The sequence below is a fragment of the Metabacillus niabensis genome (genome assembly GCF_902829255.1).
Taxonomy (GTDB): domain Bacteria; phylum Bacillota; class Bacilli; order Bacillales; family Bacillaceae; genus Metabacillus; species Metabacillus niabensis.
Genome location: NZ_CADEPK010000009.1, coordinates 29,283 through 41,411, shown reverse-complemented (window position 1 = coordinate 41,411; position 12,129 = coordinate 29,283). Strand labels below are relative to the sequence as shown.

The window sequence follows — 12,129 nt, the reverse complement described above, 5'->3', positions numbered from 1 at the left end:
ACATGATTTTTAATGTTTGGAAAGAGATTAAACAAAAGAAATTACAATCAATTTACCTGCTACTTGGAAAAGAAGCATTCTTAATGCAAGAAACAGTGCAATTAATTATAAATGCAGCGCTTAATGATGAAGAAAAAGACTTCAATTTGTCAATTTATGATATGGAAGAGACGAGTATTGATACTGCAATAGAAGATGCAGAAACACTTCCATTTATGGGCGAAAAAAGGGTTGTAATTATAAAAAATCCCTTCTTCTTAACAAGTGAAAAGAAAAAAGAAAAGGTTGAACATAAGCTTGATAAATTAGAACAATATTTAAATTCTCCAGCGCCATATACGATTCTTCTATTCGTGGCTCCATATGAAAAGCTTGATGAGCGGAAAAAAATAACAAAGCTATTGAAAAAACAATCAATTGTGCTCGAAATGACTTCTATATCTGAAAAAGACACAATTGAATGGATTACCGAAATGGCGGAACAAGAGGTAGTTTATTTCTCAAAAGAAGCGATAGATGAACTAATGGTATTAACAGCTGGTGATTTAATGATTTTGAATCAGGAGCTAAAAAAGATTAGTACGTATGTTGGTGAAGGAGGACAAGTATCCCCAGATATTATAAGGCTTCTTGTTCCCAGAACGTTAGAGCAAAATATATTTGAGTTAATTGACAATGTTATTCATCGGAGAAGTGGTGAAGCATTGAGAATCTTTTATGATTTACTAAAAAATAATGAAGAACCAATTAAAATTTTATCATTGCTTGTAAATCAATTTAGACTGATTTTACAAGTAAAGGAACTGTCAGGTACTGGTTATGGGCAACAGCAAATAGCCAATACAGTCAAGGTACATCCGTTTCGAGTGAAATTAGCCTTGCAGCAAGCAAAGTTATTTACTTCTGATGAGTTAGCTAATATACTGTTGGAATTAGCAGAGGCAGATTATCAAATGAAGACAGGGAAAAAGGACAAGCAATTAGTTTTGGAACTATTCTTGTTAAAACTTTTTGAACAATAAAAAAACGATCCTAATATGGGATCGTTTCTTTTTAATGATAAGAAAAGTTTCATTCTAGTATTGCTATCCTTTGATAAGCAAAAGAAATCAAGCTTCCTTCATTATATGCAGATTATCCGTTAACTTTTTTAGCTAAACGAGATTTGTAACGAGCAGCAGTGTTTTTATGAACTAAACCACTTTGTGCAGCTTTATCAATTCGTTTATTCGCCTCAACAAGTGCCGCTTTCGCATTCTCAACATCGTTAGATACAGCTAAAGCATCTACTTTTTTAATAGCAGAACGCATAGCAGATTTGATTGCAGAGTTATGAGCATTACGATCATTGCTAGTTTTTACGCGTTTAATTGCAGATTTAATATTTGGCATACTTTCACCTCCTAAGAAATAAATCGAGACTATTTATCCTCGACATTTCTTTACATGAACAAAAGATATTCTATCAAACGACCACTGATATTGCAATACTAATGTAAAGGAAAATCCATTGAAACCTTTTTTATTTGATTAATTTTGAAAAAAAATGAAGAAAATCAATTCATCTGCCCCTTCTAAGCATGATTCCTTCTAGAAATGGTAACCATACTTAACAGGAATAACATCGGAGGGATGAAAATGGGAAAATCTTTAGACTTAAGCAATTATTCGGTTCGTACAGATTTAGCAGTAGAAGCTAGGGCGATGGCTTTGGAAAATACGACACCAACAGTTACTCCTGATGACACTAGTAATATAGCGGGAGTCATAATGAAGGAATGGGAAGAAGAAGGAGTTAAGCTTTCATCAATGGAGATTGAAGATGAAGGTGCAAAGATTATTGGAAAAAAACCAGGAAAATACTTAACCCTTGAAGTTCAGGGGATTCGTCAAAAGGATAGTGAGCTTCAAGAAAAAGTAATAGAAATTTTTGCGAAGCAATTTAGTAAATTTTTAGATGAGCTAAATATAAAAAAAGATGCGAGCTGTTTAGTTGTAGGCTTAGGAAACTGGAATGTGACTCCGGATGCACTAGGACCTCTTGCAGTTGAAAATTTATTAATAACGAGACATTTATTTAAACTTCAACCTGAAAATGTTCAAGAAGGATTTCGTCCTGTTAGTGCAATTGCTCCAGGAGTTATGGGGCTAACAGGTATTGAAACAAGTGATATTATCTCAGGTGTAATCGAGCAATCAAAACCGGATTTTGTTATTGCAATTGATGCTCTAGCGTCACGATCAATTGAACGTGTAAATACGACAATTCAAATTTCTGATACTGGCATTCACCCTGGTTCGGGGGTTGGAAACAAAAGAAAGGCATTAAGTAAAGAAACTTTTGGTATTCCTGTAATAGCAATTGGTATTCCAACTGTTGTTGATGCTGTTTCGATAACAAGTGATACGATTGATTTCATTTTAAAGCATTTTGGCAGAGAACTAAGAGAAGGGGATAAGCCTTCCCGCTCGCTAACACCAGCAGGGATGACGTTTGGAGAAAAAAGAGTGCTAACAGACGAAGATATACCTAGTGATGAACATCGAAAACAATTTTTAGGAATTGTTGGAGGTCTTGAGGAAGATGAAAAGCGAAAACTTATTCACGAAGTTTTAGCACCATTAGGACATAATTTAATGGTGACACCTAAGGAAGTAGATATCTTTATTGATGACATGGCAAATGTAATTGCAAGTGGGCTGAATACTGCACTTCATCAACAAGTTGATCAAGGAAATGCAGGTTCATATACTCATTAAATTTTAAAGCTTCTACATGTTGGCTATATTAAAGAATTTGGTTGATTTATAAACACTTTGTTGTTGAACCGATACATGAGAATCCTGCTTAGAGTAGCGTGTCAAAGGGTGTCCCCACAAGTGGGTAAAAACAAGAAGGTTCTCGGACCGACGCTCGAAAGCGAATGGTTAAAATGTTTGAAAGAAACAACAAAACAGAGTCAAAAATGTTAAAAGTAGAAAGTCTATCAAATTTAAAATGATAGAGAAATTACAGAGAAAAAATAGTGATAGAGTTCTATCTCCTTATGTTTGTTCATAGAAATTAATAGACAAGCATAAGGAGGTTAACAGTGAATGAAGCGTTCGCGAACTAGACGGAATATGATTGTTGCAGTGGATGGGACAAGTATTAAAAAAGGAATTGTATTAAGCTTCATCACCCTGTTAGTGATCTTTTTACTTTCGGGCTTTTTAACATCCCTTAAACCTGAATATCGTTTGACCTCTTCTTCGATCAATGATTTAACAAAGACTATTGATAGTGAAGCATTTTTACAACTATTAGGAGCTGAGAACCGATATTTTGTATCTGCATTACCACCGGAAAAGACGGAGCCAATAAAGTTGTCTACAATCATGTTTAAAGTAGCCACTAGCATTAATCCTGACGATCCGCGCAGTCTATTAGGTAGGGAATTACCAGGATTTTCTTTATATGATAGTGAAATTGTTGTTGCTGGTGATGGGACAAACTATACGAATATGCCATATGAATCACCGCCACCAACTGAGGTATTAGAGCAAGAAAGAGAGGCGTCGATTGATAAAAATGAAGTAGTTAATGCAGAAGATGATGAGCCGAAAACACCTCCAAGTCTTACAACTGGAGATAAAAAAGTTGTCTATATATATAATACGCATAATACAGAATCATATTTACCTTTACTTGAGGGGGAAACAGATCCGGATCGGGCAATTCATTCGAAAGCGAATGTTACTATCGTAAGTGAGTTACTTGGTAAAGCGCTTGAAGAGAAAGGAATTGGAGCGCAAGTGGATTCGACGGATATTCAAGCGAATTTAAAGCAAAAAGGCTGGAATTATGCAAAATCGTATGCAGCATCACGACCAATTGTTGAAAGTGCAATGGCTAATAATCGTGAATTGAATTATTTAATTGATATTCATCGTGACGCTCAAAGAAAAGGCGTTACAACGATTTCAATAAATAATAAATCTTACGCAAAATTAGCATTTGTCGTTGGAAGGGATAATCCATCAGCGGAAAAAAATGAAAAGGTTGCAAATGAACTACATGAATTATTACAAAAAAAATATCCAGGACTAAGCCGAGGGATATTTAAGCAAGGTGGAAAAGGAAATAACGGAGTATATAACCAAGACCTTTCTGGGAATGCTATGCTTATTGAATTTGGTGGAGTAGATAATAATTTGGAAGAATTAAAAAATACAGTAGCTGCGGTGGCAGATGTTTTCAGTGAATACTATTGGCAGGCTGAAAAAGTAAATGGGACTGGAACTGCAGAATAATTGCAAAACAATGTGAGGGAAGAAAGATGATGAAATTTATGTTGAAATGCTTTGTTCTATGCACAATCCTCCTTTTTGGTGTATTAATAGGGATGCAACAAGCTAATCAAGGGATAATTAAAATGAAGGGTTACCAAGATCCTGACCTTCAAAGTGCTTTCCAAGTTGAAAATGAAACAGGAGATGTTCAAGCATCAATTCTTGGAAATAACGTTACTAGCCAAGATCTTCAGGAGAAACAAGAGCAATTAGAACAAATAGAGGCATTTAATTTCTTCTCTCAAATCGGAAAACAATTCGCAACACTTGTAAGCAATGGTGTATCATCACTTCTTGAATCAATAGCAACTTTACTTAATCGAAATTAACAATAGCAGAAGGGTAAGGTTCTTCTTTTTAAAAAAGAGTATCTTATTTCTTTCTGTTTTTTATTTTGGCAGCTTTTGTAAACAGTAGGCTGTACTGGAAGATTTATCTCCTCCTTCAGATACACACTTTTTAAGTACGAGCTGAGACTACATTCGCGTATACACGCTGCATAATTCTCGGTAACCCTCCTACGCTCCTCGGAAGTGGGAGTACACAATTAGTTTCAACTATAGCGACTACAATTAAAAGCAACAAATTTTACAAGAACAGCCTAAATAAACTAAATGGCTAGAGTTGAACACTTACTTTATTCATTGAATGTTGAAAAGGCAATTGATATAATGAAGAATAGTGTACTTGTAAGCTATGTAGGAGTGAAAATAGATATGAATAGAGAAGAAAAACTAAAAAGGCAATCGAAAATCCGAAATTTCTCGATTATTGCTCATATTGATCACGGTAAATCAACATTAGCTGATCGTATTTTAGAAAAGACATCAGCTTTAACACAACGAGAAATGAAAAATCAATTACTAGATTCAATGGATTTAGAGAGAGAACGAGGAATTACAATAAAGCTAAATGCAGTTCAATTAAAATATAGAGCAAAAGATGGCGAGGACTATACGTTTCACTTAATCGATACACCAGGACACGTCGATTTCACTTATGAAGTTTCACGAAGTCTTGCTGCATGTGAGGGGGCTGTCTTAGTTGTTGATGCTGCACAAGGGATTGAAGCACAAACGTTAGCAAACGTGTATTTAGCTCTTGATAACGATTTAGAAATTCTACCTGTCATTAACAAAATCGATTTGCCTAGTGCTGATCCGGAACGTGTTCGTAATGAAGTGGAAGAAGTAATTGGATTAGATGCTTCAGAAGCTGTGTTGGCGTCAGCGAAAGCAGGGATTGGTATTGAAGAAATACTAGAGCAAATAGTTGAAAAAGTACCAGCACCTGAAGGAGATCCAGAAGGGCCTTTAAAAGCGCTTATTTTTGACTCATTATATGATGCTTATCGAGGAGTCGTTGCATATATTCGAGTTATGGAAGGTTCTGTTAAAGTTGGTCAGAAAATAAAAATGATGGCCACTGGGAAAGAGTTTGAGGTAACTGAAGTAGGTGTATTTAATCCAAAACCGGTTCAATTAAAGGAACTTAATGTTGGAGATGTTGGATTTTTAACAGCGGCTATTAAAAATGTCGGTGATACTCGAGTCGGTGATACGATTACAGACGCAAAAAATGGCGCGACAGAACCACTTCCAGGCTACAGAAAGCTAAATCCAATGGTTTTCTGTGGATTATACCCAATCGATACAGCAAAATACAATGATTTACGAGAAGCATTAGAGAAGCTTGAATTAAATGATTCATCACTTCAATTTGAACCAGAAACATCGCAGGCGCTTGGCTTTGGTTTCAGATGTGGCTTTTTAGGTTTACTTCACATGGAAATAATACAAGAGCGAATTGAGCGTGAATTTAAAATTGACCTAATTACAACTGCTCCGAGTGTTATTTATGACGTTCACTTAACAGATGGGGAAACATTAAAGGTTGATAATCCTTCTAATATGCCTGATCCACAAAAGATAGACCATATTGAAGAACCTTACGTAAAGGCCTCAATTATGGTACCAAACGATTATGTTGGAGCAGTAATGGAGCTTTGTCAGAAAAAACGTGGTATTTTTATTGATATGCAATATTTAGATGAAACACGGGTAAGCATTAATTATGAAATCCCGCTTTCTGAAATTGTTTATGACTTCTTTGATCAATTAAAGTCAAATACAAAAGGCTATGCATCATTTGATTATGAACTTATTGGATACAAAGCTTCTTCATTAGTGAAAATGGATATATTATTAAATGGTGAAAAAATTGACGCACTATCGTTTATCGTTCACCGTGATTCTGCTTATGACCGAGGGAAGAATATCGTTGAGAAATTAAAGGAATTAATTCCGCGTCAACAATTCGAAGTCCCTATTCAAGCAGCAATCGGTCAAAAAATTGTTGCGAGATCGACAATAAAAGCAATGCGTAAAAACGTCCTTGCGAAATGTTATGGTGGAGATATATCTCGTAAACGTAAATTGTTAGAAAAACAAAAAGAAGGGAAAAAACGGATGAAGCAAGTTGGTTCGGTTGAAGTACCTCAAGAGGCGTTTATGGCCGTACTTCGAATGGACGAAAGCTAAAAAAGCTTGAAAGTTAGGCTTGTCCTAATTATTAATAGAATGGAACCAATGCCGCAGCTGATAACTGCGGCATCTTAATTAGAGGGTGAAAATAAATGATAGAATCAGCATACATCCATATCCCGTTTTGTCATCATATATGTCACTATTGTGACTTTAATAAAGTGTTTTTTAAACAACAACCAGTAGATGAATATATTGAAATGGTTATAAAAGAAATGCATGCTGCAAAGCATCATTCGAGAGAACCTTTAAAAACAATTTTTATCGGTGGTGGAACTCCTACTGCGTTAACAACAAAGCAATTGGATCGCTTATTAGAAGGGATTCATCAAGAATTAATTATGTCAAATCAACTGATTGAATTTGCGGTTGAAGCTAATCCAGGTGAATTGACCTTTGATAAACTAAAGGTTCTAAAAAATGCTGGAGTTAATCGGTTGAGTATCGGGGTTCAAAGCTTTAATGATGAGTTATTACAGCGAATTGGTCGGGTTCATCGTAAAGAAGATGTTTTTCGAACGATAGATGCTGCAGAAAAAATTGGCTTTGATAATATGAGTATTGACTTAATGTATGGCTTGCCAGGACAATCAATAGCTGACTTTAAGTCTTCACTAGAAACAGCCTTCACATTAAATATGAAGCATTTCTCGGCTTATTCATTAATAGTAGAACCAAAAACGGTGTTTTATAATTTAATGCAAAAGGGAAAATTATCATTACCACCACAAGAGCAAGAAGCGCAAATGTATGAAATTTCAATGGAAGAAATGGATAAGCACGGGTACAAGCAATATGAAATAAGCAATTACGCAAAACCAGGCTTTGAAAGCCATCATAATCTTACCTATTGGAATAATGAGCATTATTATGGCTTTGGTGCAGGAGCTCATGGATATATTGATGGAAATCGCACATCAAATATTGGTCCAATAAAAAAATATATTGAACAAATAAAGCAAAGCGGCCAAGCTTATCAAAGTATGCATAAGGTAACTTTAGAGGAAAAAATAGAAGAAGAAATGTTTCTTGGTCTAAGAAAAATTGCAGGTGTCGATAAAGCGATTTTTTATAAAAAGTATGGCACTAAAATAGAAGACATTTTTGGTGAACAAATGATGAAGTTGGAGAAACAAGGGTTAATCTCAAACAGCGAAAATGCAGTTAAGCTTACACATAATGGAAAGCTTTTAGGGAATGAGGTTTTTCAAGAATTTTTGTCACTATCTTAATGGCGTTTTTTATAAGCTTGTTAGACATAGTGAAATAATCTTGTTACGATGTTGATGTGGTATTTATGCTAAAAATTCTCGAAAAATATTCCAAATAACCTTTCTTAAGGATGAAACGATTTAATAATTGACAATTTATTTAGGTTTTGATAACTTTTTATATATATTTAGCACTCGCACACATAGAGTGCTAACAGAGGTGATGATAGTTGCTTACAGATCGCCAATTGTTGATTCTACAAGTAATTATTGATGATTTTATTCACTCAGCTCAGCCTGTTGGTTCGAGAACATTAGCGAAAAAAAATGAAATTACTTTTAGTTCGGCTACAATTAGAAACGATATGGCTGATTTAGAAGATTTGGGATTTATAGAGAAAACACATAGTTCTTCAGGGCGTGTCCCTTCGGAAAAGGGCTATCGTTATTATGTTGATCATCTGTTGTCACCGCAACGGCTGACAAAAACAGAAGTAAACCAAATAAAATCAATTTATGCCGAAAAAATATTTGAACTTGAAAAAGTTGTTCAGAAATCCGCTCAAATCCTATCGGAATTAACGAATTATACTTCGATCGTTCTTGGACCAAAAGTGAAAGAAAATCGTTTGAAGAGAATTCAAATTGTGCCAATTAATAACGACACAGCAGTAGCGATTATTGTAACAAATACAGGGCATGTAGAAAATCGGACTATTAGCTTTCCTGGAACGCTTGATCCTTCAGATATCGAAAAAATGGTCAATATTCTTAATGAACGGCTAACTGGGGTACCGTTAGTTGAACTACAAGACAAGATTTATAAAGAAGTTGTCTCTGTATTAAAGGATCACATTAAAAATTATGATATGATGCTAAAAATAATGGCTGGTACTCTAAAGGTCAATCCAAGTGAAAAAATTTACTTTGGCGGTAAAACGAATATGTTAAGCCAGCCAGAATTTTCAGATATCAATAGAATTCGTTCTTTGCTTACAATGATTGAGCAAGAGAAAGAACTATATGGCCTTTTACAATCGAATAAAGCAGGAATATCGATTAAAATTGGCAAGGAAAATGAAAATATAGCAATGGAAAATTGTAGTTTAATTACTGCAACTTATTCGCTTGGTGATAATCAATTAGGGACGATAGCTGTATTAGGACCAACAAGGATGGAATATTCACGAGTTATAAGCTTGTTAAATCACATGGCACATGATTTGTCGAAAACATTAACTGATTTGTATCATGGCTGATAACGTTGGTTATTATGGGAAAGATGGGATAGATAAATTCTATCCCAAACAAACGATATCTTTGTTTAATGAGAATAAAGACTCTTTTTCGTAGAACGTTGCAGTTTTTAGCAAGCAACACCAAATATAACAAATCCTTTAAGGAGGTGAACAATTGTGTCAAACGAAAAAAATATTGCAGAACAAGAAGAAGTAATTGAAGAACAAAATGCAGCAGAGGTTGAAGTGGAAGGTGAAACAGTTAATCCTGATACGACTACTGAAACTGAAGAAGCATCGGAATCTGGTAATGTTGCAGAACAAAGAATAGCTGAACTTGAAGCAAAATTAGAAGAGGCTGAAAACAAGGTATTACGTGCACAAGCTGATTTTGATAATTTTAGAAGACGTACTCGACTTGATCAAGAAGCAGCACAAAAATACCGAGCTCAAAGTTTAGTATCTGAGATTATTCCTGCTCTGGATAATTTTGAAAGAGCATTACAAATAGAAGCAGATAACGACCAAACAAAATCATTGCTACAAGGAATGAATATGGTTTATAACCAGCTAATTCAAGCATTGCAAAATGAGGGAGTGGAAGCAATCAAATCTGTTGGAGAACAATTTGATCCCCACATCCATCAAGCAGTAATGCAAGTAGAGGATGAAAATTTCGAATCCAATACAGTTATTGAAGAATTACAAAAGGGTTATAAGCTAAAAGACCGAGTGATTCGACCAGCAATGGTTAAGGTAAATCAATAATAAAATTATCACATTACATACTTTAGGAGGTTCATTTCTAATGAGTAAAATTATCGGTATCGACTTAGGTACAACAAACTCATGTGTCGCAGTTTTAGAAGGCGGAGAACCAAAAGTTATTCCAAACCCAGAAGGAAACCGTACAACGCCTTCAGTAGTTGCATTTAAAAATGGGGAACGTCAAGTTGGTGAAGTTGCGAAACGTCAAGCAATTACTAACCCTAATACAATCATTTCGATTAAACGTCATATGGGTACTGACTATAAAGTGGAAATTGAAGGGAAAAACTATACACCACAAGAAATTTCTGCAATTATTCTTCAACATTTAAAATCATATGCTGAGGAATATTTAGGAGAGCCTGTTACAAAAGCTGTTATTACAGTACCAGCATACTTTAATGATGCTGAACGTCAAGCAACAAAAGACGCTGGTAAAATTGCTGGTTTAGAAGTAGAGCGTATTATTAATGAACCAACAGCTGCAGCATTAGCATATGGTTTAGATAAAACAGATGAAGACCAAACAATTTTAGTTTATGACTTAGGTGGAGGTACATTTGACGTATCTGTACTTGAATTAGGTGACGGTGTATTTGAAGTTCGTTCGACAGCAGGTGATAATCGTCTTGGTGGAGATGACTTTGACCAAGTGATTATTGATTATTTAGTTTCAGAATTCAAAAAAGAGAATGGTATTGATCTTTCAAAAGATAAAATGGCTCTTCAACGTCTAAAAGATGCAGCAGAAAAGGCGAAAAAGGATTTATCAGGAGTTACATCAACACAAATTTCATTACCATTTATCACTGCTGGTGAGGCAGGTCCACTTCATTTAGAAGTTACATTGACTCGTGCAAAATTTGATGAGCTTTCTTCAGATCTTGTTGAAAGAACAATGGGACCTGTACGTCAAGCGTTAAGTGATGCTGATTTAACAGCAAGTGAAATTGATAAAGTTATTCTTGTAGGTGGTTCTACTCGTATTCCTGCTGTTCAGGAAGCAATTAAAAAAGCGCTTGGAAAAGAGCCACATAAAGGTGTTAACCCTGATGAAGTCGTTGCACTTGGTGCTTCTATCCAAGGTGGGGTTATCACTGGTGATGTTAAGGATGTTGTATTACTTGACGTAACACCACTTTCATTAGGTATTGAAACAATGGGTGGCGTGTTTACGAAATTAATTGACCGTAACACTACAATTCCAACAAGTAAATCACAAGTATTCTCAACTGCAGCTGATAACCAAACTGCTGTTGATATTCATGTATTACAAGGTGAGCGTCAAATGGCAGCAGACAACAAAACATTAGGTCGCTTCCAATTGACTGATATTCCACCAGCTCCACGTGGAGTACCACAAATTGAAGTATCATTTGATATTGATAAAAACGGTATCGTAAATGTCCGTGCAAAAGATTTAGGAACAAATAAAGAACAACAAATTACGATTAAATCATCTACTGGCTTATCAGATGAAGAAATCGAACGTATGGTAAGAGAAGCAGAAGAAAATGCAGATGCTGATAAAAAGCGAAAAGAAGAAGTTGAACTTCGTAACGAGGCAGATCAATTAGTGTTTACAACTGAAAAAACATTAAAAGACCTTGAAGGAAAAGTAGACGAAGCACAAGTAACAAAAGCTAACGAAGCGAAGGACGCTTTAAAAGCTGCGATTGAAAAAAATGATTTAGATGAAATCAAAGCTAAGAAGGAAGAACTCCAAACGATTGTACAAGAGCTTTCTGTTAAATTATATGAAGAAGCAGCAAAACAAGCACAAGCAGGACAAGGTGGAGAAGCTGCAGGCGGAAAAGCAAATGACGATGTAGTCGATGCTGAATTTGAAGAAGTAAAAGATGAGGATAATAAATAATTGTTCTTGTTAAGAAGTCAAAGTCAGGCTTGTCTTGGCTTTGACTTTTTTGGTGTGATTTTTTCAAGGGAATGATGAAGAAATAGAGGTCTCTAACAACAATTAGTTGCTAATAGACTAATGAGAGTGATACAATTTACCTTATGTGAGAAAATCGGGAG

10 protein-coding genes are annotated in these 12,129 nt (G+C 35.2%); 9 read left to right on the top strand and 1 reads right to left on the bottom strand.

The genetic code is table 11. The features are described 5' to 3' along the window. The first annotated feature begins 2 nt into the window (after positions 1-2). On the top strand, positions 3-1,022 hold the full coding sequence (gene holA, locus HU235_RS01745; RefSeq protein ID WP_095302550.1) for a DNA polymerase III subunit delta: 1,020 nt from the start codon (positions 3-5) through the stop codon (positions 1,020-1,022). A gap of 112 nt (positions 1,023-1,134) precedes the next feature. On the opposite strand, the gene rpsT is transcribed toward holA, so the two are convergent. Next, entirely contained in the window at positions 1,135-1,392 is a 258-nt protein-coding gene (gene rpsT, locus HU235_RS01740) for a 30S ribosomal protein S20 (protein ID WP_095302548.1), read from the bottom strand. Positions 1,393-1,638: 246 nt separating this feature from the next. On the opposite strand from rpsT, the gene gpr reads away from it, so the two are divergent. The 8 genes from gpr (at position 1,639) to dnaK (ending at position 11,968) form a co-directional block, all read left to right on the top strand. Further along, the gene (gpr, locus tag HU235_RS01735; RefSeq protein ID WP_174879193.1) at positions 1,639-2,760 is read left to right on the top strand and encodes a GPR endopeptidase; all 1,122 of its coding nucleotides are present in this window, start codon (positions 1,639-1,641) and stop codon (positions 2,758-2,760) included. 336 nt (positions 2,761-3,096) lie between these two features. After that, entirely contained in the window at positions 3,097-4,293 is a 1,197-nt protein-coding gene (gene spoIIP / locus HU235_RS01730; protein ID WP_095302545.1) for a stage II sporulation protein P, read from the top strand. 26 nt (positions 4,294-4,319) lie between these two features. Further along, positions 4,320-4,661, top strand: coding sequence for a YqxA family protein (locus HU235_RS01725; protein ID WP_174879191.1), 342 nt, complete (start codon positions 4,320-4,322; stop codon positions 4,659-4,661). Positions 4,662-5,048: 387 nt separating this feature from the next. Next, a complete protein-coding gene (lepA, locus tag HU235_RS01720; protein ID WP_145581467.1) occupies positions 5,049-6,872 on the top strand; it encodes a translation elongation factor 4 in 1,824 nt (607 codons plus the stop codon). A 98-nt stretch (positions 6,873-6,970) separates the two neighbouring features. Further along, complete coding sequence (gene hemW, locus HU235_RS01715) at positions 6,971-8,107, top strand: radical SAM family heme chaperone HemW (protein ID WP_233452112.1); 1,137 nt, start codon at positions 6,971-6,973, stop codon at positions 8,105-8,107. Positions 8,108-8,316: 209 nt separating this feature from the next. Next, entirely contained in the window at positions 8,317-9,345 is a 1,029-nt protein-coding gene (gene hrcA, locus HU235_RS01710) for a heat-inducible transcriptional repressor HrcA (protein WP_095302541.1), read from the top strand. 156 nt (positions 9,346-9,501) lie between these two features. After that, entirely contained in the window at positions 9,502-10,092 is a 591-nt protein-coding gene (gene grpE, locus HU235_RS01705) for a nucleotide exchange factor GrpE (protein ID WP_174879190.1), read from the top strand. A gap of 40 nt (positions 10,093-10,132) precedes the next feature. Beyond that, positions 10,133-11,968, top strand: coding sequence for a molecular chaperone DnaK (gene dnaK / locus HU235_RS01700; protein WP_095302539.1), 1,836 nt, complete (start codon positions 10,133-10,135; stop codon positions 11,966-11,968). Positions 11,969-12,129: the final 161 nt, after the last annotated feature.